The following is a 24,879-nucleotide window of genomic DNA, read 5'->3' as shown; positions in this document are numbered from 1 at the left end:
TTAAAGCGATTATACTACAAAGTAGCCTGTACGCCCCTATGGCCCGGGAACAGCGGCCTCTTTGGAGACGGTCATCGTCTCGTACTTGTTGTAGAGCACGTTCGCCCCCTCCTGGATCTTCACCTCGCGTCTCGGGGTGTAATCGACCTCGAAGAGCCCGGGGCTCATGACCGAAAAGTCGACGCAGAGCTTTGCCGCCGCCTCCAGGACGCTTTCGGGCACTTTCTGCTTATCCGTCGTGATAATAACGTGGGTGGAGGGGCGGTCGCGTAGGTGCAGCCAGATATCCCGGGCACGGGCGCGCTGCAGCAGCGCGACATTGCCCCGTTCGTTCTTGCCCAGCTGCACCTTGTACCCCTCGATCCAGAAGGTCTCGACGGCATCGTCGCTCTTCTCCTTAATCCGCCCCGTCTGTTTCGGCGGGAAGAGACGGGCAATCTCTTCGACCGTCGTCGCCCCCTCGACCGTCGCGATAAAGTGCTCGAAGTGGCGCACCTTCCCCTCGAGCCCCTCGCGCTCGATATGCATGTTCGCAGCCTTCTGCTTCGTTTTCTTTGCCAGCTTGAAGAAATGGTCGCTCACCTGGTGGGCCGAGGCGAATGCGCGCGGGAGCTCGACTTCAACGACGCTGCCGTCGTAATCGTCCAGCGTGAGGCGCGTCTGGTAGGGCTTGATCTTGTAGAGGTTGGCCAGGGCGAGGTTGCCCAGGTGCTGCAATCGCGCCGCCTCCGCCTCCAGCGCCGCTTCGTCTTCAAGGGCATCCAGATGTTTTTCGAGCCGCTTGAGCTTTTTTTGCAGCAAGCCGACCTTCTGTTTCTTCAGCGCCGCCAGCCGCGCCGTCTGCTCTTTGTCGCACACCTCGTAGAGATAAGTTTCCACGTCATCGAGGGGGTAATCTTTGGGCGTAAAAGCCAGGGGCGGCGGCGGCAGCAGGGGCTGGCCGACACGCACGACCCGGTAGGAGGTGGACGCGTCGATGTGGCGCAGCGCCTCGAGGACGACCTCATCCTCGTCCAGGATGATCGCGTTGGTCGTTTTGCCGGTGAATTCGAGTTGCAGGATCGTTTTAGAGTGCTTGTACGCTCCGCTGAGCGCCGCTTCGATGCGGAGGATCTTGTCGTCGTTGTAAAGCGAAATATCCGTGATGACAGCGCGGTTGAACCGCTTGGCCAGCACGACGTCGAAGGGGGCCTGGTAGACCTTGCTCCGCCGGATATCGTGGCGACACATCGCCAGGTAGCTGTGCCCCTTCTGCATGTTGGCATAGAGGCTCTTCTCCCCCAGGACGATCTTGATCGTCGTGTCATTCACACGGTGGATGGCATTGATATGTTTGAAGGCCCGAAGGTACTCGGCGATCTGGCGCAGGTGGGAGAGTTTCATAGGGCGCATTATAGCGCAGGGGTGTTTAGGTGAATAGCCGTCGCCACCACGGCTTTTTCCGCTTTGGTGTGAGAATTTTTCGTGCCCGGTCACGCCGCTCGACCTGCAGCGTCAGCTCTTTGCGCAGGGCTTCAAGCTTTTCGGGCCGGACCAGCAGCTCCTCGTCACGCACCGCCTTCTCCCTTCGCGTTGAGATAGTTCATCAGCTCCCTTACCGCCTCTTCGTTCTTGATCCGGAACTTGATCTCGATGCGGCGCGACGCCTGCTTGTCCTCTTTGCCGTCCGCGCCCAGCACCGGCTCGGTGAAACTGCGGCCGCTGGCGCTGAGGTACTGCCGGAAAAGCTTCCGGTTCTTCGGGTACTGGGTGTAGAGGAAAGTCATCACCGCCAAAGCCCGCTGCTGGGAGAGCTCCAGGTTGAAAAGGTAGCTGCCGTCGGAGTTCGTATGCCCCTCGATGATGATCCGGTCGATATAGCGGCGCATCTGCTTGTCGCTGAGCAGGGCATCGATGTAGTGCCCCAGCACCCGGCTCAGCTCCTGCTTCGCTTCGGGTTTGAGCGTCGCCTCCCCCTGGTTGAAAAGCACGTTCGACGCAAAGCGCAGTGCACCGCTCTTGGGATCGATGCTGATCGAATCGCCCAGCTCCTCTTTGAGATGCTGTACAACCTTAACCTTGATCCCCGTGAGGTTCTTGATCTTGATGCGGGTGAGGTTGAGATCCTCCACCACCTTCTGGTAGGCACGGCTTTTGAGAAGCAGCGCCTTCTCCAGCTCCGCCATCTCGTCGTCGCGCAGCTTGATCAGGTTCGTATCTTCGGCATGCTGTTTCTCGGCCGTCTCCAGTTCCGACGTGAGCCGCTCCGCCTCGCTCTGCAAGGTGGCGCGCTGCGTCTCCGTCTCCAGCAGCAGGGCTTTGAGCTGTTCCATCTCCTCGCGGGTCAGCGCCAGGGCGGTTGTCCGCTCATGCAGGGTCGTATTCATATCGTCCACAGAGATGCGCAGCCCCTCCGCTTCGCTCTGCAGCAGGGCCAGTTCCATGCTGAGGTGGGCGTTCTCCTCCCGGGAGGCCGCCAGCAGCGCCTGGATCTCCCGCAGCCGCTTTTTCTTCTCGGCCAGCGCCTTCTCGCTCAGTCCGAGCGCCGTTTTCTGTGCCTGCAGGTCCGCACGGATCGCAAAAAGATCCGACCGCATCAATACCGTCTTGACGACAATCGCCCCCACCAGCAGGATAAAGACAAAGAGCAGCCCCGCCATCAGGTCGGCGTAGGAGATCCAGAAGTTCTGTTCCCGCTCCCCGTTGTCCCGTCGCCGCAGCATGCTCAGCGCGTCTCCCCGTCGCTTTTGTTCAGCCGGGCGATCTGCTCGACGATCTGCGCCGTCTCCGAATCGATCAGTTTCAAAGTACGCTGCAGTTTTTCCAGGAACTGCGCGTCGAAGCCGCGGATATGTTCGTCAAACTGCACGCCGACCCGGTCGATCTCCTGTTTCATCGATTCGATGTTGGCAAGCACCCCGCTGTAAAGCTCCCGGACGTTGCCGGCATTGAGGTTGGCCAGCGCCTCGCTGAGCCGCGCGATCTCTCCGCCCAGGGTCTCGGCGACAGTCACGCCGTGCTGGTACTCCCGGGCCAGGGTGTGCTGGCGCTGCTCCATCCGCTCATGCTCTTCACGCATCTGCGCCGCGAAACGCTCCACGCCCAGGCCGACACGCTGCAGCGCTTCCGCCGAAGCGGTCTGCTCCTTGGCGAGGCGGTCAAACAGTGTACCGCTCTGCGCCATCAGCTGCCCGAACGTTTCCGCCGCCTGCTGCTCCCGGTCGATGATCTGGCCGAAGATGTGCAGACGCTGCTCGAGGGTACGGTTCAGCTCCGTGACAAAATCGCGCGAGCTCATCGCATCGAAGAGCGTGTCGAGCTTCTCGAAGTGGGCCAGGCTGTTGCGGTAGTAGGTCTGCTCGATCTCTTTTTGCTCCCAGAAGAAGGGGCGTGTCACCTCGCGAAGCTCCGCCACGTCCCGATCAAAGCGGCTGATGCCGCTCTTTTCAAAGAAAATCCACCAGATGGAGAGGAAGATACCGTAGATGGAGACGTAAAAGGCCGTTCCCACCCCGCCGAGCAGCCGCGAGATCTCCTGCTCGAGCACTTCGGAGGTCTGGGCGGAAAAATCCGGCATCGAGATGGCGATGCTGATAAAGGTCCCCAGGATACCCAGCGTCGGGAAGATCCCGGCGGCCACGGAGGAGAAATTTTCGTTACGTATCGTCCCCGCCGACTCGGTGAGGAAATCGTCAAGCGTCGTGTTCGCCTTCTCGATCCCGGCGACGGCGAGGATGTTTTTGTTGATGAAGGCCGCCAGTGCCCGCTGGATGTTGCCGAAACCGCGGCGGAGTTTGCACGAGGCGTAGTAGGCGTTGTGCGGAGCGAAAAAGAGCCAGATCAGGAAGATAGCCCCCATCATGATGACACTGTGCAGTTCGACGTTGAAGTTCACAAGCCCCGCGAACCCCGCCATGGCGAAGAGCCAGAGCAGCAGCGGCAGCGACATCAGCCAGAACAGGCGGATGCCGCAGAGCGTGTGGCGTTTAAAGCGCTGGGACAGCGCCGCGAGATCCTCTTCAATAACCATTTCCCACTCCCGGATGCGTTTGGGTCATACTATCCTAAAACATCTAAGAAACCTGTACATCGGGCATGCCGAAGCGCCCCCTGTGCTATACTTCCGATATTCATTCAAGGAGGCCGGATGCGCGCACCGAAAGGGTTCGGAAAACGCTATTTTACGCTCAGCGCCATCCAGGCCTACAGCGCCGTCACCACCCTGCAGCGCCGCGAGAACCGCACGCTGGCACATCACGGGATCGTCAGCGATGAACGCGACGACGAAATGGCACTTGAAGACGAAGAGATGGCACTGGAACCCGCCGCGGCGGAGCTTCCCGGCGGCCGACGACGCCCCTGCCACTGTAACCTCCATTTTCACCGCCTCGCCTGCAGACGGTTGCGCACGCATGACCGTCCGCGACGCACCCGAAACCCCTTCCGCCACACCCGTTCGACCCTCTCACCGCCCGCAGCGCCCTGCTACTTGACCCCATTATTCATTTCCAAAGGAACCCAATGAAACCCATCGTACTCTCCCTCGCCGCGTCCGCCCTCCTGAGCAGCGCCCTTTACGCCGAAGGCATCACCCTCGAGGCCCTGACCGTCACTTCCAGTCCCCTGCACAACACCGAGCTCAACGCCGCCGACAGTGTCGAGGTCTACACGGCCGAGGAGATCGAAAAGGCCCACGTCCAGTCGCTCTACGAGTTCATCACCCTGCAGACCTCCCTCTTTGCGCTGCCCTCCTACGGCAACCCGATGGCCCAGCGGCTCGACCTGCACGGCTACGGCATCGAGAACGGCTACCAGAACATCGTCGTCACCCTCAACGGCCGCCGCCTCAACAACATCGACATGGTCCCGCAGTTGCTCAGTTCCATCGCCCCCTCCGACATCGAACGCCTCGAGATCGTCAAAGGGGGCGGGATCGTCCTTGGCGGCGACGGCGCCAACGCGGGAGCGATCCACATCGTCACCAAAAACGACAGCAGCAAAGAGGTGCGTTTCTACGGCGGCATCTACGGTACCTACGACGCGGCGTTCCGTGTCGGCCACAGCGACGAGCTCCTGACGGTTTCCGCCTCCGGCGAAGCCTACCACACCGCCGGCACGCGCCATATCGATGCCGCGCAGAAACGAGACGAACAAAAGCTGGCAAACGGCACCTTCGACCTTGCGCTGACGCCAAGCGATCTCTTCGAATTCCGCCTCGGTGCGCAATCAAGCCGCATCGACGCCGCCTACGGAAGCACCCTGACCCAAAGCGAGTACAACGACGACCCCGCCCAACCGGGCGCCTTCCCGGCCCCGGCCTACCAGCAGTACGACGTCGATGCCTTCACTGCCGGCCTGACCCTCTCCCCGACGGCCGACCTCTCCGTCTCACTTGATACCTCTGTGGAGAAGAAAAAATCCGTCTACGACCTTCCCGCCTGGTTCTACCGCAGCACGGCCACCTACGACTACCGCACGGCGGCGCTGGCCCTCGACTTCGCGCGTGGCGGCCTGCAGCTCTCCCTGGGCGGCACACTCTTCGACGGCAGCCGGAACGGCGGCGCGACGGCCTTTGCGATCGCCAACGAAACGACCAAAAAGAATGCGGCGGCCTATGCGCTGGCACAGTACCGCACGGGGGCCCATACCCTCAAGGCGGGCTACCGCTATGAGACCGTCAAGTACGACTACAGCGACGCGAACAACTCCCTGGCGCGCTCCGAAACCCTTCACGGCATCGAAGCGGGCTACAACTTCCGTCTCAGCCCGGAGCGTTCCCTCTTTGTCAGCTACGCCCACGCCTACCAGGCACCCGACGTCGACCGTTTCTTCAACAGGGATTTCAGCGGCAACGTCACTTTCAACGGTTTTATCGACCCGATGACCTCCGACACCGTCACGGCGGGCTATACGGCGGTGACGGCAGCGAACAAGTTCAAGCTCTCCGCCTATTACGCCGCGCTTGAAAACGAGATCTACTACTACAGCGACCCCGCTTATATCGCCTCGGTCAACACGAATATCGACCGTTCCCACAAGATCGGCGTCGATCTGTTCGAACAGTGGAAGGTCACGGAAGGGTTCGCCCTCTCGTTCAACTACAACTACGTGCAGGCGGTCATCGACAAAGAAGTCCAGAACGGCGAGGATTTCGGCGGCAACGACTTGCCGGGCGTCAGCCCCCACACCGTGAAAGCGGCCCTCACGATCCTGCCGACGGACGCGCTGAGCGTCACCCTCTCGCACACCTACCGTTCGCAGGCCTACGCCATGAACGACTTCGGCAACAGCTTCGCGCAGAAGCAGCGTGCCTTCAACAGCACCGACGTCGTCGTGAATTATGAGACGGCCTCTTATGCGCTTTTTGCTAAAATCAACAACATGTTCGACAACGCAAACGGCCTCTGGGTCGCAGACGACGCCATCTACCCCGTCAATTTCACCACTACCGCCCTCGCCGGGGCCACGCTGAAGTTCTAGGCATGATCCATACCCTGCAGGACCGCGAAAAGAGTGCGCTGCCTGCGGGACGTGCCGACTTCCTGCTGGCCGCGGCGGCTCAGGAGACCCCCGCACCCGGCCCGCTGACCCTATCAGTCAACGCCCTCACCCCTTTTGCCGCCCTCAAGATCCTCTACCTGGGCCTCACGTCAGAACCGGGAGCGTACGAGACCGTGACCTTCGGCATCGCCCCGGAGGCCGCCTTCGATGCGAGAGCGCTCTTTGAGCAGGGGCGCGAGTTCGGGCGCTACTACAAACCTGCGGGTGACTACGTCATCCTCGGCGAAATCATCTCCCCGGACGCCGCGGATGCCGCGGCCCTGAGCGAACCGCTCCCCGGGATGGGGCTCTTCGAACAGCTCGGCCGCACGGCAGACGCTTTCTTGATGTTCGCCGCGGGCTTCGTGCTCGAGGCGTGCCGCCGCTTCCCCGTCGTCCTCGGCGGCGGAAGCAGGATGGCGGCGGTGCTGCTGATCGCCAACCGGATCGTACGCCGCGACGGCCTGCCGATGGACCCGCGCAAACTCACCCTCTGCACGGCGGGCGGGATCGCGGAAACAGAGCGTGCCGCTACGCTGTCGCTGCTGGGTCGCCTCGACTTCCGCCCGCGGGCCCTCTACGCGGAGCTCTCTTCATTTGACGGAAGGGAGTCCTACGCCGGCGCGGCCATGGCCTACGGCACCATGCAGGGGCTGAGCATGGCGCAGATCGCCAGGCAGGCCGAGGGCGGAGCGTAACCGATGCAGGCCCGCAACCTCGCCCTGAGGCCCTTCATCTGGTACAAGTTTTATAACGCCCTCTTTACCGGCATCTCGGTGGGGAGCATCTTTATCATCTATGCGCCGCTGCAGCCCTACGTCTACTCCCTGGGCGGGATCCTGCTGGCGTTGGCTATGCTCGTCATCGCGCGCTTTTACTCCCGCATCCTCAACCGGACCTGGTTCTGGCGCATCTCCCTCGCCGTCGAAGTCGTCATGCTGCTGCTCGTCATCTACTTCCTGCTCTTTTCCTACAGCTACGTCAGCGCCCTTTTCGTCTATGCCGGCTACCAGCTCACCTTCGCCTTCGGCTCCTACCTGGTGCGGGCCGAAACGATCCTGATCGAAAAAGCCAAGGCGCTGACCTACCTCGACGTCTACAAGCAGGCGGGCTACCTCGCCGGAATGCTCGTCTCGTTTCTCTTCTACCAGACGCTGGAGTACACGGCAGGCATCGATGAGAGCCAGGCGCAGGTCTACCTCGTACACTATGTCCTGCTGCTGGCGGAAATCGTCGTCATCTACTATCTCTACCGGGCCTTCCATCCCGTCAAAAGGAGAGGCTGATGACCTATTCGGCGTGGTTTGAGTCGCATGCCGCGGCGCACAGGGCGATCATGGAGAAACTGCTTGCCCGCGGCTACGGAAAAGCGGAGATCATTGACTATTTCGATTTTGACAACATGGTGGAGGCGGAGCCGGCGTTCTGCCCGCTCTACGCGGAAAGGAAAAAGTGCCACGATATGGAGGGGCTCAACTGCTACCTCTGCGCCTGTCCCAACTTCCGTTTCAACGACGAAGGGATAGAGCGGCGCGGGGAGCAGACGCTCTACAGCAGCTGTGCGATCGCCTCAAAGGATGGGAAAGAAGGTGTCTACGGCGATGCCATACACCAGGATTGCTCCGGCTGTACGGTCCCCCACCACCGTGACTATATCGACAAGGTCTTCGATACGGAGTGGGAGCGGATCATGGCGGCGTGCCGCCGCGGTCAGTAGGGGGAGTTCGGCAGGCGATCGACCCGCTCGACCGTATTGCCCTGTTTGATGATCTTGACGCGGTCGCCCGGCAGGAAGCGGAGCTCGCCTTTGGCGACGATGACGATGTGCTCTCCACTGTCAAGCCGCACGGTCAGCTCCTGGGCGTTGGACTGTCCCGCCGCGCCGCCGACGTAGGCGCCGGCCAGCCCGCCGCCCAGCGTCGCCAGACCCCGGCCGGGTCCCCGGCCGACGGTTGAACCGAAAATCGCCCCGATCAGCGCGCCGATAAAGGCCCCCGAACCGTCGTCGGAGATCCGTACCGGCCGCTCCTCGACCACCACACCCACAAGATAGTGCTTCACCTGCCGGTAGGTCCGACCATCGTAATCGGCCCCCTGTCGGGTGGCACAGCCGCCGAGCACGAGCATCAGTGCCGTCGCTACAATGAGAAAACTTCGCATGGCATCTCCTTTCTCTGTAGTATAGTGTAAAAACGTGAGCATAATGTGAACGGCGGCGCCCCCTTACGAAACGCCCCTCGGTTAAAAATATTTGTAGTCGCTCCGTTTTGGGCGAATCTAAGCCGCGGCCATTTAAAATAATAATTATGAGCAAGGAAAATAAAACACCCCAGAACGACCCCTACAAAGATTACGAGCCCGAGGTGGTGGAGTACGACCCGGAAGTGGACGGCGGCGAGGAGCACCTGATCCGCGACGAACTGCTTGCGGAAAAAGAGCGCCTCAAGGATGTGATTACCCGCCTCAAAGAGAAAAACCGCGGTAACCGTAAAGTCCGGCGTTAACGCCCCGGACTAACCCCTCCTTAAACCGCCTTAATCTACAATCGCGGAAAAATTCCCGGGATTTGTTCATGATTCAAGAAGCCCATAACGCCTACAATAAGCAGGATTTTGCTACCGCGTTCGCCCTCTACAGCGACCTCGCCGAAGCCGGAAACGCGGATGCGCAGGCCTCTTTAGGCTACATGTACCAGCAGGGGCAGGGCACGGCCGTCGATGATGCCGCAGCACTGAAATGGTATGAAAAAGCCGCCGAGCAGAAACAGCCCTACGCGCTTTTCAACCTCGCCATCCTCTACGCTAACGGCCTCGGCGGCGTTGCCCACGACCAGTTCAAAGCCCACGAATACTACCTTGATGCCGCCGTGCATGAAGTTCCGCAGGCGATGTACGAGACGGCGATGATGCTTGAGCGGGGACTGGGCTGCGTGCAGAACTACTCGGAGGCAGCCTTCTGGTACGAAGAGGCCGCCAAGCGCGGCCACCGCGAAGCCTTCAACAACCTCGGCGTCTTCTACAAGGAGGGCCACGGCGTCCACCAGGACTTCGATCGCGCCTACGTCTGCTTCTCCCGCGCGGCGGAGGCGGGACTGGCACAGGCGCAATTCAACCTCGGCCTCCTCTACGACCAGGGGCTCGGTGTCGAAGAGGACCACGACAAAGCACTCGAGTGGTGCCGCAAAGCCGCCTACAACGGCCACGAAAAAGCCAAAGAGATCATCAAGGGTCTGCAGGACGAAGGGAAGATCGTTTTCTGATCCCTGCACGCTGCGGCGTACTTCATCACAGGTAAAGCGTGCCTGTTTTCCTATATAATGAGCGTTTAGCAAACCAAAAAGGCGTAGAGATGTTTACAGGGTTGATCCGGGAGATGGCGACGGTGAAGCGGTTCAGCGGAGAGCGCCTGAGCCTCAAAGCCGCCTACCGCCCGAAACTCGGCGACTCCATCGCCATCAACGGCGCCTGCCTCAGCGTCGTCTCCCTGGAGAGCGACGGGTTTACCGTCGAGCTCTCCCCCGAAACCCAGGGGATCATCGCGACGGAGAACCTCAAAGGGCACGTGCATATCGAACCGGCCATGCAGTTCGGCGACCGGCTCGAGGGGCACATCGTCCAGGGGCACATCGATACCGTCGGCACCGTCAAGCGCATCACCGACAACGGCAACAGCTACGACGTCGTCATCGAAGTCGACAAGAAGTTCATCCCCTACATCGTCCCCAAAGGCTCCATCGCCATCGACGGCGTCAGCCTCACCGTCAATGACGTTTACGAGAGCAGCTTCCGTCTCACCATCATCCCCATCACGATGCGCGAAACCCTCTTCGGCAGTTACAGCAGCGGTACGAAGGTGAATATCGAAACGGACATGTTCGCCCGCTATATCGCCCACTTCCTGGCCCACAAGGATGCGAAACTCGACTGGGAAACCGCCGAGCGCTTTACGGCGCTTTACTAAACCTTTTTTATACCTTCAGAATTCCCATCATATTCAGCATGACGATAACGAGCGCCACCGGCGCGATATAGCGCAGGCTGAAGTGCCAGATGCCGTAGGCAAAGCCCATTTGCTGTTTCAACGCCGCTTCAACGCGGTTCGGTTCGATGACGTAACCGATAAAGATCGCCATGACGAGCCCGCCCGTCGGGAGCAGGATCGCCGCGGTGATATAGTCGATCCAGTCGAAAAGGTTCTTGCCGTCCCAGGTGAGCAGCGCGCCGTAATCACTGCTCCCCGAATAGATAACGGCGATACCCACAAGGTAGAAGAAGAGCCCCATCGTCGCCGACGCCTTGAAACGGCTCCACCCGAAACGGTCTATGGCCAGCTGGACCATCGGCTCGACGAGGGAGACGGCAGAGGTGAGCCCCGCGAAAGCGAGGGAGATGAAAAAGAGCATGGCAAAAACGTTGCCGAGCGTCCCCATCTCGTAAAAGACCGCCGGCAGCGAGATAAAGACGAGACCCGGACCGGCGGAGGGCTCCGCGCCGTACTGGTAGAGGAAGGTAAAGAGCATCAGCCCCGCCAACAGGGCGATGCCCGTATCAAGCGCCACGACGACGAGGGCACTTTTGACGAGGTTGCTCTCCTTGGGCAGGGAGGCCGAGTAGGTGAGCAGGGAGCCCATCCCGAGCGAGAGGGTGAAAAAGGCGTGCCCGACGGCGGTCACGAAGGCCTCGGAGTTGAGCTTGCTCCAGTCGGCGCTGAACATGAAATCCCACGCCTGTGCAAACGCCGTCTGGGTCGTTGCGTAGAGGAACATCCCGCCGACGATAAGGAAGAGCATCGGCATCAGCACGAGGTTCAGCTTTTCGATACCGCCCTTGATCCCGCGGATGACAATGGCGGTGATGATCGCGAAGGCGAGGGTGTGGTAGAAGATCTGGGTTTTGACATCCGATCCCAGCATCGTCTTAAAGAGCCCTGCGGCCTCTTCCGGCGAGGAGGGAAGATTGCCGAGAGAGACAAAGATGTAGTTGAAGATCCAGCCGATGACGACGGAGTAAAAGGTCATGATGAGCAGGCCCGTAAAAGCCATGAAACCGCCCCATTTCCACGCAGCTTTATGCCGCGGGGCCAGCACTTCGAAGGCCGTCAGCGTGTCGCGGCGGCTAAGGTAGCCGATAAGCAGTTCGGCGATCATGACCGAAAAACCTATCAGCATCACGGTAAAAAGATAGACCATGACGAAGGCGCCGCCGCCGTACTCCCCCGTGATGTAGGGGAATTTCCAGATATTGCCCAGCCCGACCGCACTCCCGGCGGCGGCGAGGATAAACCCTATTCGGCTAAAACGTGCTATTTTCATCAAGGTTTCCTAGGTTCGTTGTATACCCGGTCTATTTAAACAAAAAAGTATTGACAAAGGGCTTAACATCAGTTATAATTTCGCCTCACTTATCCGGATTATCCGTGTGAGGTGACAAGGTCGGGGTGTAGCTCAGTATGGTTAGAGTACTTGGTTTGGGACCAAGGGGCCGAAGGTTCGAGTCCTTTCACCCCGACCACCTCTACAACATTCTTCATGGTGGGTATAGCTCAGTCGGTTAGAGCACCAGTTTGTGGCACTGGGGGTCGTGGGTTCGAACCCCATTACCCACCCCATGTTTTGACAACATTCCCGATAAAATATTTTTTGATAAAACATACGTTTTTACACTATGGAAGCGCCCGTGGCTCAACTGGATAGAGTATCGGACTTCGGATCCGACGGTTATAGGTTCGAATCCTATCGGGCGTACCACCGGGGCTTCCCCATTTACAGATGCGCTCTTAGCTCAGCTGGATAGAGCAATGCCCTTCTAAGGCATCGGTCGCAGGTTCGAATCCTGCAGGGCGTACCACTTTATTTATACGCCAAACGAGCAAAGCCCGTTTGACTACGCTAACGCTGTGTTTGCTTCAGCAGCAGGCTCGTGCACCCTTGGTGCTTTTGGAAATATGCTTCGCTGTTTCCAATGAAAAAATCATATCCGTTCAAACCTCTGAACGATTACGCGGACGTGGTGGAATTGGTAGACACGCCAGACTTAGGATCTGGTACCCAAAAGGTGTGGAGGTTCAACTCCTCTCGTCCGCACCACTCATCAGAACACTTTCTAAAGCACTCACAAAGCCCATAAATACGGGCATCCAAGTTCAGAAGCATAACATCATCCATCTTAACCCGAAACTTAAAAAGTAATCCAGTGGACCACGTCATGTGTACCTTATGTGGACCTCTGTGTGTATCTTTTTGTGGAGCATGTGTACCCCATGGGGGGACATTGAGAATCTCGATGTTTTATATCTTGGCTAAAATTTTTGGACCATTTTTAACCGCGCAAAGCCCACCCTGAGAGAACCTAAAATGCTGTCATTCCAGAACCAAGGAAATGACATGGGCTCATTGAAAAAAAACTTTAGGCGGCTAAACTACATTATGAAAGTGCTAAACATACTTCTGCACTTGTACAAGTTCTTAAGCTCAATACACTGAACTTTTGGGATCAACAAACGCCGTCAACGCACGGGAATTTTGGGAGCAACTGGAGGTTAAGACCCGCTTCAACGACTGGATAAGACGGCGCATAGAGGATTCCATGTTTGTCGAAGGGCAGGATTATCTTGTCGTTACTCAAACACGAGTAACGGAGGGGACTGAGTACATCGTCTCCCTCAAAATGGCAAAGCACATCGCAATGATGGAAAGAACTGGGAAAGGGTATGAGGTTCGCCAGTATATCAATCACACCCACAAGTAGGACTCAAAGAACCATCGCAGCACTGAGCACGTCCACTACTACAACCACAGACACCTCCATGATGTGAGCAACAACCTCTTTTATTTACATCCTCTGGAAGTGCTTTCGCCAATGCAAGCTTATCTTTGCACTCTTTAGCTTGTACCTCATCCTTTGTAGACGAAGCTTGTTCAGTATTGGCGAACGCAACTAATGAGAGGAATGACAGTGCAATAAGTACCTTACGCATGGATGCTCCTTTTAGTAATTCAGAACCAATATAACCAGTTTTTGTTTTTTATTCGATTAGTAGGAGCCACTTAATACCAGGTAGCAACTATTTGTAAAACAAATCCTATAGCGATTAGTATAAAGAACCCTCTTTTTTTCCATTTATCTAAAACGGATGCAGGCGCAATCCTATCAGGCGGTGTATTTACTGGGTCAAAAACCCGTGCAAGACCATCGGCCTTGTGCTCTATCTCACGTACACTAAAAGCGACTCCGAGCACACCTATAATGTCAAGAACTAGGCCAATAGTCGTAATGCCTTGTTTAGTAAAAATATCAATCATTTAACTTCCTAAGCCTTTTTAACTTCTCACGTTCCCAAGCACTCTCAGGGTCCTCTTTAGCCCACACTTCCATCATCTTACGTTCCTGCTTGGAGAGTGGTATACCGTACCTTTTACTCATGTACAGATACACCCTGGCAATATCGCCTCTGATGTTAGGTGACACCATCGCTCTACGCCCTTTAAAGTCCACCTCAAAGCGGCATTCCCCATACTGACCCACATGCGGCTCAAGGGCTCCATAACGGTAATTAGAGCGGTCTCCATTGAGCTCCCCTATGGCTGGCACAAGGTTCATCATATCGGCTTCCATCTCGCGGAACTTCTCGGACACCTTACGACAGTGTTTACGCCCTCCCTCTTTCCAGCACGGGAGGTGTCTGCCAAAGTTCTCAGCGGGCATTATGTGCTCCCACTCGATCCGTCTGGCTCTCATATTGTCTTTCCCCTTCTTGGTCTTTGGATTACGGGGGGAATAGCCACAGCTAGCACGGTCGATCATGTTCCCTTTGTTTGCGTAGGTGTAGTCACAGCCACAGTAGAAGGTGGTCTGGTGGTTGCTATAGATGTCCTTTAGAAGGCGTTTTGATTGATTGAAAGATGGAGAAGCTATTAGGATTACTGGTACTATCAAAAGCAGTAGCTGTTTTTTCATCGAAAAATTATAGCCAATCAAATAACACCACTGCGATATAATCTACCCATGAAATCTTCCAGCGTAAAACTAATTATTCTCCTTCTAGCGATGGCATTTGGAGTAAATCTTATCATCGTTCTGTGGTGCCCTAAAGTATATGTCAGTCTTGGCCTTGCTACTTCAAACATATTAAATGATAACGACGTTTGGGCATTCCGAGGACAAATTGGTGACGTTCTCGCAGGCCACTTTACAGCGATATCTATGCTTTTTGTCCTTTGGGGACTCTTACAGCAACAAGAAAGCATAAAACAGATGAACACTTCCATCGAGAAACAGACTGAAGCACTTACTAACCAACAAGAGGAAATTCGTTTACAAAATGAATCGTTACAGGCCCAAGTGTCTGAAATGCAAGCACAAAAAGAAGAGATGAAACAGCAAAAGATCGAGTTTGAGAGGAGTAATATACTAGCAACATATGAACGTTACTTTAATAGGCTAAGTCATCTTATCAATGCATTTGAATTTGACATAGTCCAGTCAACAACATTTCATAGGCAGGGATTAGCTGCACTTTGGAAGTACAAAGATACATTAGAAATATACAAAGTTTCTGATACTGTGCAAGAAGATCTGGGAAAAATTCTTGCGTACTTAAATTACATTTACATGAATATACAGCAGATCGAAAAGCAGCATGAGAAAACTAAAGCTATACTTATGAGCGACCTGCAACAATATTTAAGACAAATAAATTTCTCCGAAACAGCTTCAATATTCGCATTGCTCTTTATCAACAAACACCCTAAAAGCAGATATTCTCTCCAAGAGATAGTTGGTGCCTTTAGTTTGGCTGGTGCCAGTAAAGAACACCAGATGGAACTAGAGTCTATCATTAGGAAATTAATTGAAAACCAAAGAGATGATATTCATTGGAAAAAACCATTTTTAAGTGACTTTTCAAAAGCGGGTATAGTGAAATTTTTATATCCAGAGCTTGTAAAGCTTTACGACAAAACCATCTAGATCAACCTTATTTCGCGTTACCACAATGAAGAGGACGCGGGTAACTCTATAAGAGATACCCTTCCTCAACTCTTAACACAGGCTCTTTACCTAGGTAATACCTATAGCTCTCTAGCATAACCTCCATCAGAAGCCCTTGGTCTTCTCGGGCAACGATAAAGCTGTCATGAATAGTCAGTACAACTCTCTCAGCTTTCACAAACTCCTCTATCACCCTAAAGCATACTTGGGAGTCGTAGAACTGTAAACGTAACCCTTGCCCTGTAAAGAACCATGAGCTAATACACTGGTAATGCACATGGATATCTCTGACCATTTGCTTGAGGTACTCTTTGTCCTCACCTGTCTCCTTTACGAGGCTATTTGCAGCTTTGTTGATCCCGTCTTTGTCTGAGGCAGCAGTGAGATTGAACATGACCTGTACCGCTATTTTGACAAGCTCTCTTGGGTAGTCTCTGATAGCATAAAGGTCACCCTCTATCTCAAAGCCTTCTAAGTGCATTGCCATTGAAAGGGAGCAGTTCTGTATGTCAACCTCTACGGTCTCCTGATCATAAAGAGTTATCGTCTTACGGTCTGCCTTCTTGGTGTTTTGCCAAAGGCCACCATAGACCCTACCGCCTCGACCAAAGTTATCATGAAAGCGACAACGCATTAAGATCGGTTCTCGTGAGCTCTCACCTAAGATTGCTATATGTCTTCGACTTACGTTCAGCAAAACGTTATATCTGTTCAACATCTCACGACGCCACAGGGTTATATCCTCGTCGAAGTACCCCGTCAGCTTATCTGCCTTCTTTAGTTCGACTGTTTCTGACGCGCTGTGAGTAGTCAGCATGTTGTATTTGACACCGTAAGTGTCTAGCATGTTTAAAAGCGAGCTATTAGCATTGAACATACTTCGTCTTTGAGTACCTGTGCTGCCTCGGTCTCCCCGGTAGAGATTGATATACCCTTGATGGTCCAAAAACTCCAGCAGGTTTAATGTGATTCTGTACGACATGTGAGAAGGGTTGTAGCGCTTGTCAATGCTGTATGTAGGTGAGCGTAAACTTACGATGATGTCCATACCCTTGTACGCCAGTGCATTGCACAGGATGACTTTTAGTATGTCACGATACAAAGGCAATGTACTGTGATAACGAATAGGCTTGTAATCAGCCTGGTATTCATCTAGCAAGTCTTCTACAAGCATCTCGATCTCGTCTGACTCTGCCCAAAGAAGCAGCTTAAAAAAGCGCTTTTTATCGTAAGGGTTTTCACCCTCTTCAAACAGTTCTTCAAAGGTGAGAGGGAGTTCTGACAGGTACTTTTTCCCTATCTTATAGTCTTCATCGTTGGTCTCTGGAACACGTCCTTCTGTCGGGTTTCTCATAGGTGTCCTTCATGTGTATTTTGAAGGGAACAGACCTACCTCGTTACATGTTCTGTGTTTGGTACATGGTGTGATTGTAAGGGGGTACGTCTCTTCCCTCCTGAATGAAGGGATAATGAGATTTGTAGAAAAAGGGGTGGTGAGTTAGTCCCGCCTAGAGTGGGGGGTAATGTAGGTCGTTTATCCGTTGTGTTTGCCAAGGCGCCACAATGGGGCCCATTATGAAGTGCTCGGCTCTTTTAAATTAGTTCAACTGGTCGAAGTAAACCTCCTGGGTCTCTCCTGTTGAATCCTCAATGATGGCTATGCGTTTTCCCTGGGACGAGTAAGAGCCCACAAGGGAAACTGCCTCTCCCTCGTAGTAATATCTTTGGTCATCCTCCAGGGCAAACTTACCCCGTCGTTCTTTCTTGACATGCTTCTCGATTTGCTCTGATCTGGCACATGTAGATGATAGATTTTCCATGTTGATCTCCTTACCAGAATCATGGCAAATTACCTGGAGTATGTTTGAAAACTTTGCAAATTGTTCGAAGGAAGTAATATTTGGATAGTTACTTTGAGAGGTGGTAAGAAGAGGGGCATAAACACTCTTATACCCCTTCATAATTAGGCTTTATTATAGCCTTCATTTTTCATGCAGTCGTAAAACTCTTGCCACGATTTGCCTGATGTTTCCTTGCAACACTTACACATAGCCCGTGCTACGAATTTCTCTAAATACTGATAAAAGTACTTATTGAATTTATCTTTCAGTTCATTGTAACCACTTGTTTTATCTTGACCACAACTTACTTTTGTGCTGTCACCACGACCACCACCATGAGTGTCTTTGTAATCGTATTGATCATTCACGTCTTGAATAGAAGACACATTAGAACAGTCTTTGTTTGACTTACGGAATTCTTCGAAGGTAAGCATCTCAGCGTTCCCCCGGCTTTTTCGTCGCTTGGCTAAGAACACTTGCAGCAAGACCTTTTGTCTCTTTGCTGTACTTATTACTTTGCATGACTTTTGAAGCCTTTGTTTCCATCGATTCACTGGTGGTCTTATTGTTGCCAGTTTGAGACAATGCAGAAGCCGCCAGACTTCTTTGAGTTTTAGATGAGTTTGGATTGCTCATCACCTTTCCTGCTGTCGAAGCCAATGCCTTCGAAGTTTTTTTGTTGGCCATGTTAAAGCCCTCCATAAAAGAGAATTTAGGAGGCCTATAGTGGCTAGATACTCAAAGACCTTCTCTGTAGTTATAAGGAAAGTTTAAGAGTTACTATGCAACAATCTCATCGTCAAATAAAGAAAAGTTACTACCATAGGCCATATCTATTTTTTGCCAAGAATAAAACTTGGACCTCTCGATTATACACATTTTTCCTTTATATAACCTTAAAATAATAAAAATTGTCGTGTCAACAAATAACGCATGTTGCCAATTCCACTTAAAAGCCATTCCAGGGCCTTTTTTGATCCCTGGAAAAGACTGGTTTGTACTACTTCAGAGTCTCTATAGCCTTTTTGAGTGTTTCTACAGGATAGCCTTTCACGTATCGACTGAGTGTCATAGTGTTGTGAGCGTGTCCCATGAGTTCAGACACAATTTCAGGTTGTACACCATTGGATATAAGGTCCGTAGCAAATGAATGACGGAGACTATAGAGGGATTTCCTGTCGGGCTCTGCTAGCGTCTTCTTAAGCACCCTGGTGAACGCCTTAGTCATCCGCTGCTCTTTGATACTGGAGACAATAGAGCCAAACTCCTCAATCCTACCCATGAGCACAGGGTGTACCGGGATGACTCTGTAACTGCTCTTCGTCTTGAGCCCTTCGACTGATTTAGTAAGGTCAAAACACAATACGCCTTCAATCTCTTTCAGCGAACATTTGTATAGCTCTGAGCGCCTCATACCTGAGTAATACAGCACTTTGTAAACGTACAGAAGGTCAGCATCGTCTATCGCTTCAAAAACCGTCAAGCGCTCCTCAGGTGACAAGGATTCACGCTCTGTTCTGCTTGAGCCAGTTCCCTTCTTTTGTAATGTGTATTGCTTCGGGATGTTACCGGTGTAGAGCCCCTCGTCTTTTGCATAGAAGAGGAGTGACTTAACTCGCTTGAGGTGCATATTTATCGTTACCACACTCATACGGTGTTCCTCTGGGATCATAATGCTCTTCTTATGAATCCGTCTCAGGAGGTCAGTCAGTTCTATCTGTTTATAATCCCCATGATTCTTATTGGGGAGCTGATAAATCAGCTTGCGAATTTTCACAAGCTTATCTGGATTTAGCTCATTGATATCCATGTCAGCACTTTTGAAAAGCACATATAGAACTGCTGGCAATAACTGGGTGTAGTAGTAAACTCGAGCCTCGTATTCCTTTGTGGTTACCTGGGATTGATTCAGATAGAGCTTTGAGATATACGAGATTTTCCTCTGGTCTTCTTTGGTGCTTGTGTTTATCGAGGAGACGTTGAGCTTCTCAACAAGCAAAGACAAAACTACAGAGCCAGGAATAGAGCTTAGCTTGGTAAGTTGGATAGCCTCTGAGATTGCCTGGGTGATATCTAAGGCTCTCATAGAAGCTTCTTTGTAATCTCTACCTAATGACTTGATTATCTCTTTGGACTGTATGAAGTCTTGGAGCTCCAGTGGTGTTCGTCTTCTATACTTATAAAGCCCCTTTGAAGTTCTCTTAACGTAAGCTACGGCTTCCATCGGTAATCCTTGAATGTATTATTCTTGGACTCCGTTTATGAACCTTATGTGTACTTAGAATGTGTACCTGATGTCCATACAATCCCGGAAACCCCCACGCGGACGTGGTGGAATTGGTAGACACGCCAGACTTAGGATCTGGTACCCAAAAGGTGTGTCTCTTCCGTACCATTTTCAAACGCTTTTTCCTTAAGCTTATTTTCTTACAATGGTTGCACCCTAATGCTGCAGGCTGTCCGATCATGTATCAAAAACTTCGAGAATGCTTTTTACTCGCTATCTTTACCCTTCCCACATTTGCCGCCGCGCAAGATTATCAGTATCAAAACGGCACCTATTTTGATATGGGGGTCGCCTCCAAAACCTTCAAGAAAGTCCTCTTCGCCGTGCCCTCCGATCTGTACAACTTTGCGGTCGACCCCTTTTTATACCCGGAAAAATCGCTGACGGCTCTGGGTATCGTCGGCGGGCTCGTGCTGGTCGACAAGCCCACGACGACGTTTTACCAGGAGAACATCGAGTCCAATATCAACTACTCCCTGGACACGATCTTCCCCAATAGCGGTATGACAAAATTGATGCGGCGCGGTGCCGACAGCTGGCTGACGTACGGCATGGCTTTCTCCTATCTTGGAGGGGTTGCCTTCGGTGACGAACGTACGCAAGCTGCTGCGCTGTTAGCGATAAAGGCCACGGCTTACTCTTATGCCATCAGCCACGTCATCCTGAAAACCCTTACGGGCAGACAGCGTCCGATGGACGATCTGAAAAACTGCACGGATTCGAGAAGCATTTACCATACCTGCGACCCCTATGATTTCGGGAACTGGCACTGGCCGCCGACATTTAACACGGAGCAGGACGGGACCTCCATGCCCTCGTTTCATACGACGATGTATTTCAGCGTCGCACGCGTCGTCGCCGAAGTCTACGACTCGTATTGGCTCCCCTATCTGGGTGCCGGTGTTTTGTTTGCATCCGCTATCAAAGGACATCAGCACTGGGTCAGCGACCTTGTAGCCGGCGGTATTATCGGGACCTGGATCGGGCATGAAGTCGTCTACAGCTACACCAAAAACGCGCAAGGAGAAAGGGCGCAAACTTACACCATCTCTCCTACCCCATACGGCTTCGTCGTCTCCATTGCCTTCTAGCGGCGGAACGCTTTCAGTCGGTGATCCCCACCATCTTTTTCTTTCCGTCAAAGCGGTCGATAAAAAGCAGCATAACCGGTAGAACGAAGAAGTCCGTCAGCAGCGAGATAAACACGAGCACGGCGCTGTAGAGGCCGATAAGCTGCAGCGATTGCAGCGATGAGAGATAGAGTGCCACGAAGACGGCGATGAGCACCACCGACCCGATAATGACCGGAATCCCCGAATAGAAATACATCTTCTCCAGTGCATGCTTCTGGCTCCGGCCGAAATAGCGGGCCCGGAAATACTTGTACGCGAAGTGGATCGTCGCGTCCGAGGCCAGTCCGACGGCAATCGTCATGGCGATGAGCATCTCCAGGCTCAGCGGCACATCGAGCAGCCTCACCAGCAGGCCGAACCAGGCGATCGGTACGGCATTGACGATGAAGCCGACAAAGACCATCGCCACGGAGCGGAAGATCCACCCCGTGATGAGCCCGATGACCAACAGGGCCGAAAAGAGCGACGTGGAGAGCAGCAGCGTCTTGTTGAACTTCGCGCTGTCGAGGAGGGTCTCCTTGTCCACGAAGTAGATGTCCAATGCGCTGTAGCGCGCCAGCCAGTCGATGAGTTCCAGTTTGTCGACATCGAAGAGGTTGATCCGGATATTGACAGCATCCGCATCATAATAACTCCCCTGCATCCCGTAGAGATCGAGGTAAAAGAGCGCCTGCATCAGCGCCTCGTCGTCGAGCACGTCCGTCTGGGAGTTGGCATCGTTGAGGCTCTGCACGATTGTCGCAAGGGAGACGACCTCCCCCAGTCCCTCCCCGAACTTCTCCCCCATCGCCTCCGTAAAACGGTCGATGGAACGAATCAGTTCAAGGTCGATGCGGGCATAGGGGATCTTGAGCTGGATCTGGTCGTTAACGACGTTGAGATTGAAAAAGCGGCTGCTTTCGCTGTAGATCATCGACCCGCCCAGCACCATGAGCCCGAAGGTCACCCCCAGGAAGAGATGGAGGAACTTCCGGTTGTAGTGCAGCTCGCTCGACGCGAAAAAATAGCCCATCTTCGCATAGGGGATATGGGTATGCTCCAGCTCAAAATAGCTCAGCAGCGCCGGCAGGAAGGTGAGGTTGATGACGTACCCGACGATGGAAGAGAAGATCACCCCCAGACAGAGCAGCCGGATGATGTCCGAATCGATAAAGAGCAGGCTCCCCAGCCCCATTGCCGTAATAACGGAAGTCCAGAGCGCAGGAGCGGAGCTGCGGTTGAGCATCTTGATGAGGGCGTTGCGCTTGTCGATCTTGTACTGCGAAACGTGCCAGCGGTAATAGAAAAAGAGGAAATCCACGAGGACGATACTGATGGTGATGAAGGGCATCGTCATATGGACGGCAGCTATTCCCGTCAGCCCGTAGATCAGTGCAAAGGTAAAGAGTGTACTGAAGGTGATGACGATGACCGCGCTGACCGCGGAGATGTAGTTCCTGAAAAGAAACCGGAAAACCATGAATATGGTCAGCAGCAGGACCACCCCGTAACGGATCAGCTCCGGCCAATCGACGCTCTCATTCGTCGCGGTGTAGGTGTAACTTCCCGGGATGGCCAGGCCGCCGAGGTCGACGGCGCTTTGCGCACTGATAAAGAAGCGGAACGTTTTGAAATCGGCATCAACGACGTTCCCGTAGGCGTTGAAACGCTCCTTGACCAGTTTTTCCAGACGGTAGGTATCCAGGTCGCCGGTGCTGACGACACCCACCATCTCCGGTGTGCCGCCGACCGCGCTCTGCTCCTTGCTAAAAAGCGAGTAGACCTCGTCCACCCCCTCGAGTGCCCCGAGCCGATCATTGAGCGTGTGCAGCGCCTCCCGCGTCGTTTCGTCGAAGGCATCGACATGGACCGTCAATTTGGAAAGCAGGTGGGGGGTGTATCGGTTCGCTTCGCTCCGCTGCATCTCGGCGGAATCTTTGAGCCAGAACATCGCATCCGAGGAGAGGACCCTGGGGTGGTAAACGGCCAGGACCGCAAAGAAAAGCAGAAGGTAAGCGGCGATGATATAGCCCCTGAAGCGGGCGACGGCATCGACATACTTGGTCACGTCGGGGGTTTGGTAATACATGCTGACTCGCTAGGGGCGCAGTGCGACCATGAGATAGGGACGCTTGTAAACATCCATTGCGCGGGCGACGGCCTCGATCTCGTCGACCCGTTTCTGTGTCGGAGCGGTCACATCCGCCGCGTGGCGCTCCGCCCCGACCATCACTTTCATCAGCATCTGCGCAGGCGCCTTGGAGGCGAAAATCGCCGACACCGTGCGTTCCGATTTCAGGCGCGGGATGCTGTAAAGGTAGACATAATAGCGATACTTCGCAAGCATCTGCGCATTCTGCGAAACCATCCGGATGAATTTGCGCGAATGGGGGCAGAGAGGATCGACGAAGACATACACCTCCGTCTTCCCCTCTCCCAGGATGATGGCATCCCCCCTGATCCCCTCGAGCAGGGCGATTGCCTTCGCATACGGGAGCTGCAGATGCGTCTTCTTTTGCTCCGCATGGACAATGGAGACGATCAGCAGTAACGCAAAAACAAGAGTTTTCATAGTCAGATTGTAAACCAATTGTATAACATAACCAAAACCGTTTTGAATATTTTTTGTGCAGGCCACCCGGGAGCGCTCTGCGAAACGCGACACCGCCCAAAGAGGTCGGCCGTATTTTTGTTTATTTTAAGGATTGTAGCGTATAATTACGCTCTCTTTTAATTACCAATGTGCGTTCGTGGTGGAATTGGTAGACACGCTAGATTCAGGTTCTAGTGGCTTAACGGCCGTGGAGGTTCAAGTCCTCTCGAGCGCACCATCATCAAACTTTCCCAAATCAAAAAACTTTCCAAACACAAACCCATCAAACCAGATCAGCGTCCCGCAGACTTTTTACATCCGGGTTACAGGCGATCTTATGCGCCATGTCGACTTTCTCGAAGCGCGGCAGTCCGCTCTTGCACGCCACCGTCGCGTTGCGGAATCCCTCCCCCTTGTTCAGGTAGACGTTGAAACCGTTCTCATAGAGGGCCAGGCGGGTCCGAAGGGCCATCGAATAGGTCGTGATCACGCTTTTTTCATGGGTCAGGCGCGCCAGCTGCGCAAAATACTCGGAGGTCCAGAGAATCGGGTTGTGCTCCGGGCTGAAGGCGTCCTGGTAGACAATGTCAAAGGGCTCCGTCAGCGTCGGGAGCGTCTCGCGCGCGTCGCCGAACAGCACCGTGACTTTCACCCGTTCATCCTCGTAGCCGCCCGTTTCGCTGATCGCTTCGATAATCGGCAGGAAAGGACGAAAGATCTCCGGGTATTCGAAAGCGGCCAACGAGCGTACCAGCGCCTCGTCGAGTTCGGGAGAGACGATCTCGATACGCTTGTCGATCCCCTGTTCGCGCATATAGTAAAGCGTCGCGAGCGTGTTGAACCCCAGCCCGAAACAGATGTCGAGGATGCGCAGCGACGGCGCCGCTTCGAAACAGGAGAAGGCCGGAACGACGTGCTTTTGCAGCGACTCCGTCAGCGCCCCGTCCTTCGTGGAGTGGTAATGCTCGCCGTACTCGACCGAATAGGCGGTATTCGTACCGTCTTCGCTGCGCACGCTTTGGTGCAGTGCATCGTCAAAATGCGGCATCAGAGCCCGTTCCCCCACATATGCATCTTCTTCCCCATGACGACCGTCACCCCTTCCGCGACCTCCTCGATAACGTTGCCGGCGCGGAAATCGGCCCGCTCCAGCAGTGCAAGCTGCGCATCGGTATCGGCTGCCCCTGTCTCCGTCACGATGATCACCTCGGCGGCGTTGGCCAGGGTCGTATAGATGGCGCGCAGGATGCGTTCGGGCTGGCTGTGGCGGTGCAGAACGTCGCGGATGAAGACGATGTCGTTATCCCGCGGAAGGGCGCGGAAGGGTTTGGCGAAATCGGGCACCGTCTGCTGCTGAAGCGTCGCCCCCGTTCCCTCCGGGAGCGGGAGATGTTCCCCCGGGTACTGCGCCAGCGACAGCCGGCCGTTCACCGGGCCGAGCCGCTGCAGCAGCGCCGCCGTCAGCGCATCACTGTGAGCGGTAATGTCGAGGATCTTGTAGCCGGGCTGCGGCGTAAAAAGTGCTAGAAACTGCTCCAAG

The 24,879-nt window shown here is 54.2% G+C and carries 28 protein-coding genes and 7 tRNA genes; 18 read left to right on the top strand and 17 right to left on the bottom strand.

What is annotated here, in order from left to right; translation table 11 throughout:
• Positions 1-36: 36 nt before the first annotated feature.
• Genes WCY31_RS00845 through WCY31_RS00830 form a run of 4 tightly spaced genes read right to left on the bottom strand, consistent with a single transcriptional unit; the run spans position 37 to position 4,009 of the window.
• A complete protein-coding gene (locus WCY31_RS00845; RefSeq protein ID WP_345972815.1) occupies positions 37-1,383 on the bottom strand; it encodes an NFACT RNA binding domain-containing protein in 1,347 nt (448 codons plus the stop codon).
• A gap of 25 nt (positions 1,384-1,408) precedes the next feature.
• On the bottom strand, positions 1,409-1,555 hold the full coding sequence (locus tag WCY31_RS00840; RefSeq protein WP_345972814.1) for a hypothetical protein: 147 nt from the start codon (positions 1,553-1,555) through the stop codon (positions 1,409-1,411).
• Positions 1,548-2,702 carry an OmpA family protein gene (locus WCY31_RS00835; RefSeq protein WP_345972813.1) on the bottom strand — a complete coding sequence of 385 codons (1,155 nt, stop codon included), beginning with the start codon at positions 2,700-2,702 and terminating at the stop codon, positions 1,548-1,550. Before WCY31_RS00835 ends, WCY31_RS00840 begins: the two co-directional genes overlap by 8 nt.
• A gap of 2 nt (positions 2,703-2,704) precedes the next feature.
• Positions 2,705-4,009, bottom strand: coding sequence for a MotA/TolQ/ExbB proton channel family protein (locus tag WCY31_RS00830; RefSeq protein ID WP_345972812.1), 1,305 nt, complete (start codon positions 4,007-4,009; stop codon positions 2,705-2,707).
• Positions 4,010-4,126: 117 nt separating this feature from the next.
• On the opposite strand from WCY31_RS00830, the gene WCY31_RS00825 reads away from it, so the two are divergent.
• Genes WCY31_RS00825 through WCY31_RS00805 form a run of 5 tightly spaced genes read left to right on the top strand, consistent with a single transcriptional unit; the run spans position 4,127 to position 8,236 of the window.
• Positions 4,127-4,504, top strand: coding sequence for a hypothetical protein (locus tag WCY31_RS00825; RefSeq protein ID WP_345972811.1), 378 nt, complete (start codon positions 4,127-4,129; stop codon positions 4,502-4,504).
• Positions 4,501-6,459, top strand: coding sequence for a TonB-dependent receptor (locus WCY31_RS00820; protein ID WP_345972810.1), 1,959 nt, complete (start codon positions 4,501-4,503; stop codon positions 6,457-6,459). Before WCY31_RS00825 ends, WCY31_RS00820 begins: the two co-directional genes overlap by 4 nt.
• Before the next feature lie 2 nt (positions 6,460-6,461).
• Entirely contained in the window at positions 6,462-7,217 is a 756-nt protein-coding gene (locus WCY31_RS00815) for a hypothetical protein (protein ID WP_345972809.1), read from the top strand.
• Between the two features lie 3 nt (positions 7,218-7,220).
• On the top strand, positions 7,221-7,805 hold the full coding sequence (locus tag WCY31_RS00810; protein WP_345970322.1) for a hypothetical protein: 585 nt from the start codon (positions 7,221-7,223) through the stop codon (positions 7,803-7,805).
• Positions 7,805-8,236 (top strand): hypothetical protein, encoded by a 432-nt coding sequence (locus tag WCY31_RS00805; RefSeq protein WP_345972808.1) that lies wholly within the window; start codon positions 7,805-7,807, stop codon positions 8,234-8,236. Before WCY31_RS00810 ends, WCY31_RS00805 begins: the two co-directional genes overlap by 1 nt.
• Here the strand turns inward: WCY31_RS00805 and WCY31_RS00800 are convergent.
• On the bottom strand, positions 8,230-8,679 hold the full coding sequence (locus WCY31_RS00800; RefSeq protein ID WP_345970320.1) for a hypothetical protein: 450 nt from the start codon (positions 8,677-8,679) through the stop codon (positions 8,230-8,232). The genes WCY31_RS00805 and WCY31_RS00800 overlap by 7 nt on opposite strands.
• Positions 8,680-8,825: 146 nt before the next feature.
• Here WCY31_RS00800 and WCY31_RS00795 point away from each other — a divergent pair, with 146 nt between their 5' ends.
• The 3 genes from WCY31_RS00795 (at position 8,826) to ribE (ending at position 10,479) form a co-directional block, all read left to right on the top strand.
• Positions 8,826-9,023, top strand: coding sequence for a hypothetical protein (locus WCY31_RS00795; protein ID WP_345972807.1), 198 nt, complete (start codon positions 8,826-8,828; stop codon positions 9,021-9,023).
• Between the two features lie 68 nt (positions 9,024-9,091).
• Positions 9,092-9,778 carry a tetratricopeptide repeat protein gene (locus WCY31_RS00790; RefSeq protein ID WP_345972806.1) on the top strand — a complete coding sequence of 229 codons (687 nt, stop codon included), beginning with the start codon at positions 9,092-9,094 and terminating at the stop codon, positions 9,776-9,778.
• A gap of 89 nt (positions 9,779-9,867) precedes the next feature.
• Positions 9,868-10,479, top strand: a complete 612-nt coding sequence (gene ribE, locus WCY31_RS00785) for a riboflavin synthase (RefSeq protein WP_345970317.1) — start codon at positions 9,868-9,870, stop codon at positions 10,477-10,479.
• Between the two features lie 7 nt (positions 10,480-10,486).
• Here ribE and WCY31_RS00780 read toward each other — a convergent pair whose 3' ends face one another.
• Entirely contained in the window at positions 10,487-11,830 is a 1,344-nt protein-coding gene (locus WCY31_RS00780; RefSeq protein WP_345972805.1) for a sodium-dependent transporter, read from the bottom strand.
• 121 nt (positions 11,831-11,951) lie between these two features.
• Between WCY31_RS00780 and WCY31_RS00775 the strand changes: the two genes are divergently transcribed.
• From WCY31_RS00775 to WCY31_RS00750, 6 genes are all read left to right on the top strand, one after another.
• Positions 11,952-12,029, top strand: a tRNA-Pro gene (locus tag WCY31_RS00775).
• A gap of 20 nt (positions 12,030-12,049) precedes the next feature.
• Positions 12,050-12,126, top strand: a tRNA-His gene (locus WCY31_RS00770).
• Positions 12,127-12,188: 62 nt separating this feature from the next.
• Positions 12,189-12,265, top strand: a tRNA-Arg gene (locus WCY31_RS00765).
• Positions 12,266-12,288: 23 nt separating this feature from the next.
• Positions 12,289-12,365: transfer RNA gene (locus WCY31_RS00760), tRNA-Arg, on the top strand.
• A gap of 153 nt (positions 12,366-12,518) precedes the next feature.
• Positions 12,519-12,604, top strand: a tRNA-Leu gene (locus tag WCY31_RS00755).
• A gap of 400 nt (positions 12,605-13,004) precedes the next feature.
• Complete coding sequence (locus WCY31_RS00750; protein ID WP_345972804.1) at positions 13,005-13,265, top strand: antA/AntB antirepressor family protein; 261 nt, start codon at positions 13,005-13,007, stop codon at positions 13,263-13,265.
• 299 nt (positions 13,266-13,564) lie between these two features.
• Here WCY31_RS00750 and WCY31_RS00745 read toward each other — a convergent pair whose 3' ends face one another.
• Both WCY31_RS00745 and WCY31_RS00740 read right to left on the bottom strand, forming a co-directional pair.
• Entirely contained in the window at positions 13,565-13,819 is a 255-nt protein-coding gene (locus tag WCY31_RS00745; RefSeq protein ID WP_345972803.1) for a hypothetical protein, read from the bottom strand.
• A complete protein-coding gene (locus WCY31_RS00740; RefSeq protein ID WP_345972802.1) occupies positions 13,812-14,474 on the bottom strand; it encodes an endonuclease in 663 nt (220 codons plus the stop codon). The genes WCY31_RS00745 and WCY31_RS00740 overlap by 8 nt, the downstream gene beginning before the upstream one ends.
• Positions 14,475-14,522: 48 nt before the next feature.
• On the opposite strand from WCY31_RS00740, the gene WCY31_RS00735 reads away from it, so the two are divergent.
• Positions 14,523-15,485, top strand: coding sequence for a FlxA-like family protein (locus WCY31_RS00735; protein ID WP_345972801.1), 963 nt, complete (start codon positions 14,523-14,525; stop codon positions 15,483-15,485).
• Positions 15,486-15,531: 46 nt separating this feature from the next.
• Here the strand turns inward: WCY31_RS00735 and WCY31_RS00730 are convergent, their stop codons facing one another.
• The 5 genes from WCY31_RS00730 to WCY31_RS00710 all read right to left on the bottom strand — a co-directional run bounded on the left by WCY31_RS00730 (position 15,532) and on the right by WCY31_RS00710 (position 19,571).
• Positions 15,532-16,860, bottom strand: coding sequence for a hypothetical protein (locus WCY31_RS00730; RefSeq protein WP_345972800.1), 1,329 nt, complete (start codon positions 16,858-16,860; stop codon positions 15,532-15,534).
• A 244-nt stretch (positions 16,861-17,104) separates the two neighbouring features.
• Entirely contained in the window at positions 17,105-17,467 is a 363-nt protein-coding gene (locus WCY31_RS00725; protein WP_345972799.1) for a hypothetical protein, read from the bottom strand.
• Between the two features lie 2 nt (positions 17,468-17,469).
• The gene (locus WCY31_RS00720; RefSeq protein WP_345972798.1) at positions 17,470-17,781 is read right to left on the bottom strand and encodes a hypothetical protein; all 312 of its coding nucleotides are present in this window, start codon (positions 17,779-17,781) and stop codon (positions 17,470-17,472) included.
• 1 nt (position 17,782) lies between these two features.
• On the bottom strand, positions 17,783-18,034 hold the full coding sequence (locus WCY31_RS00715) for a hypothetical protein (RefSeq protein ID WP_345972797.1): 252 nt from the start codon (positions 18,032-18,034) through the stop codon (positions 17,783-17,785).
• Between the two features lie 313 nt (positions 18,035-18,347).
• On the bottom strand, positions 18,348-19,571 hold the full coding sequence (locus WCY31_RS00710; protein WP_345972796.1) for a tyrosine-type recombinase/integrase: 1,224 nt from the start codon (positions 19,569-19,571) through the stop codon (positions 18,348-18,350).
• Between the two features lie 98 nt (positions 19,572-19,669).
• Here WCY31_RS00710 and WCY31_RS00705 point away from each other — a divergent pair.
• Positions 19,670-19,742 (top strand) — tRNA-Leu (locus WCY31_RS00705).
• A 71-nt stretch (positions 19,743-19,813) separates the two neighbouring features.
• Entirely contained in the window at positions 19,814-20,725 is a 912-nt protein-coding gene (locus WCY31_RS00700) for a phosphatase PAP2 family protein (RefSeq protein ID WP_345972795.1), read from the top strand.
• Between the two features lie 13 nt (positions 20,726-20,738).
• On the opposite strand, the gene WCY31_RS00695 is transcribed toward WCY31_RS00700, so the two are convergent.
• Together WCY31_RS00695 and WCY31_RS00690 are read right to left on the bottom strand one after the other, a co-directional pair.
• Complete coding sequence (locus WCY31_RS00695; protein WP_345972794.1) at positions 20,739-22,835, bottom strand: hypothetical protein; 2,097 nt, start codon at positions 22,833-22,835, stop codon at positions 20,739-20,741.
• A 9-nt stretch (positions 22,836-22,844) separates the two neighbouring features.
• Positions 22,845-23,318 (bottom strand): hypothetical protein, encoded by a 474-nt coding sequence (locus WCY31_RS00690; protein WP_345972793.1) that lies wholly within the window; start codon positions 23,316-23,318, stop codon positions 22,845-22,847.
• Positions 23,319-23,490: 172 nt separating this feature from the next.
• Between WCY31_RS00690 and WCY31_RS00685 the strand changes: the two genes are divergently transcribed.
• Positions 23,491-23,577: transfer RNA gene (locus WCY31_RS00685), tRNA-Leu, on the top strand.
• 45 nt (positions 23,578-23,622) lie between these two features.
• Here the strand turns inward: WCY31_RS00685 and WCY31_RS00680 are convergent.
• Together WCY31_RS00680 and WCY31_RS00675 are read right to left on the bottom strand one after the other, a co-directional pair.
• Positions 23,623-24,387, bottom strand: coding sequence for a tRNA (5-methylaminomethyl-2-thiouridine)(34)-methyltransferase MnmD (locus WCY31_RS00680; RefSeq protein WP_345972792.1), 765 nt, complete (start codon positions 24,385-24,387; stop codon positions 23,623-23,625).
• Positions 24,387-24,878 carry a hypothetical protein gene (locus WCY31_RS00675; RefSeq protein WP_345970310.1) on the bottom strand — a complete coding sequence of 164 codons (492 nt, stop codon included), beginning with the start codon at positions 24,876-24,878 and terminating at the stop codon, positions 24,387-24,389. Before WCY31_RS00675 ends, WCY31_RS00680 begins: the two co-directional genes overlap by 1 nt.
• Position 24,879: the final 1 nt, after the last annotated feature.

Source organism: Sulfurimonas sp. HSL3-1 (genome assembly GCF_039645995.1).
Classification (GTDB): domain Bacteria; phylum Campylobacterota; class Campylobacteria; order Campylobacterales; family Sulfurimonadaceae; genus Thiomicrolovo; species Thiomicrolovo diazotrophicus.
Note: the sequence above shows the minus strand (reverse complement) of the source record. Positions and strands in the feature narration are given on the sequence as shown.

Coding starts and splice junctions, on each gene's coding strand:
- WCY31_RS00735 (WP_345972801.1), top strand. CDS start 14,523: ATGAAATCTTCCAGCGTAAAACTAATTATTCTCCTTCTAGCGATGGCA.
- WCY31_RS00830 (WP_345972812.1), bottom strand. CDS start 4,009: ATGGTTATTGAAGAGGATCTCGCGGCGCTGTCCCAGCGCTTTAAACGC.
- WCY31_RS00695 (WP_345972794.1), bottom strand. CDS start 22,835: ATGTATTACCAAACCCCCGACGTGACCAAGTATGTCGATGCCGTCGCC.
- WCY31_RS00790 (WP_345972806.1), top strand. CDS start 9,092: ATGATTCAAGAAGCCCATAACGCCTACAATAAGCAGGATTTTGCTACC.
- WCY31_RS00795 (WP_345972807.1), top strand. CDS start 8,826: ATGAGCAAGGAAAATAAAACACCCCAGAACGACCCCTACAAAGATTAC.
- WCY31_RS00805 (WP_345972808.1), top strand. CDS start 7,805: ATGACCTATTCGGCGTGGTTTGAGTCGCATGCCGCGGCGCACAGGGCG.
- WCY31_RS00810 (WP_345970322.1), top strand. CDS start 7,221: ATGCAGGCCCGCAACCTCGCCCTGAGGCCCTTCATCTGGTACAAGTTT.
- WCY31_RS00745 (WP_345972803.1), bottom strand. CDS start 13,819: ATGATTGATATTTTTACTAAACAAGGCATTACGACTATTGGCCTAGTT.
- WCY31_RS00845 (WP_345972815.1), bottom strand. CDS start 1,383: ATGAAACTCTCCCACCTGCGCCAGATCGCCGAGTACCTTCGGGCCTTC.
- WCY31_RS00720 (WP_345972798.1), bottom strand. CDS start 17,781: ATGCTTACCTTCGAAGAATTCCGTAAGTCAAACAAAGACTGTTCTAAT.
- WCY31_RS00680 (WP_345972792.1), bottom strand. CDS start 24,387: ATGCCGCATTTTGACGATGCACTGCACCAAAGCGTGCGCAGCGAAGAC.
- WCY31_RS00815 (WP_345972809.1), top strand. CDS start 6,462: ATGATCCATACCCTGCAGGACCGCGAAAAGAGTGCGCTGCCTGCGGGA.
- WCY31_RS00700 (WP_345972795.1), top strand. CDS start 19,814: ATGTATCAAAAACTTCGAGAATGCTTTTTACTCGCTATCTTTACCCTT.
- ribE (WP_345970317.1), top strand. CDS start 9,868: ATGTTTACAGGGTTGATCCGGGAGATGGCGACGGTGAAGCGGTTCAGC.
- WCY31_RS00710 (WP_345972796.1), bottom strand. CDS start 19,571: ATGGAAGCCGTAGCTTACGTTAAGAGAACTTCAAAGGGGCTTTATAAG.
- WCY31_RS00835 (WP_345972813.1), bottom strand. CDS start 2,702: ATGCTGCGGCGACGGGACAACGGGGAGCGGGAACAGAACTTCTGGATC.
- WCY31_RS00725 (WP_345972799.1), bottom strand. CDS start 17,467: ATGAAGGGGTATAAGAGTGTTTATGCCCCTCTTCTTACCACCTCTCAA.
- WCY31_RS00690 (WP_345972793.1), bottom strand. CDS start 23,318: ATGAAAACTCTTGTTTTTGCGTTACTGCTGATCGTCTCCATTGTCCAT.
- WCY31_RS00740 (WP_345972802.1), bottom strand. CDS start 14,474: ATGAAAAAACAGCTACTGCTTTTGATAGTACCAGTAATCCTAATAGCT.
- WCY31_RS00730 (WP_345972800.1), bottom strand. CDS start 16,860: ATGAGAAACCCGACAGAAGGACGTGTTCCAGAGACCAACGATGAAGAC.
- WCY31_RS00780 (WP_345972805.1), bottom strand. CDS start 11,830: ATGAAAATAGCACGTTTTAGCCGAATAGGGTTTATCCTCGCCGCCGCC.
- WCY31_RS00825 (WP_345972811.1), top strand. CDS start 4,127: ATGCGCGCACCGAAAGGGTTCGGAAAACGCTATTTTACGCTCAGCGCC.
- WCY31_RS00820 (WP_345972810.1), top strand. CDS start 4,501: ATGAAACCCATCGTACTCTCCCTCGCCGCGTCCGCCCTCCTGAGCAGC.
- WCY31_RS00715 (WP_345972797.1), bottom strand. CDS start 18,034: ATGGCCAACAAAAAAACTTCGAAGGCATTGGCTTCGACAGCAGGAAAG.
- WCY31_RS00800 (WP_345970320.1), bottom strand. CDS start 8,679: ATGCGAAGTTTTCTCATTGTAGCGACGGCACTGATGCTCGTGCTCGGC.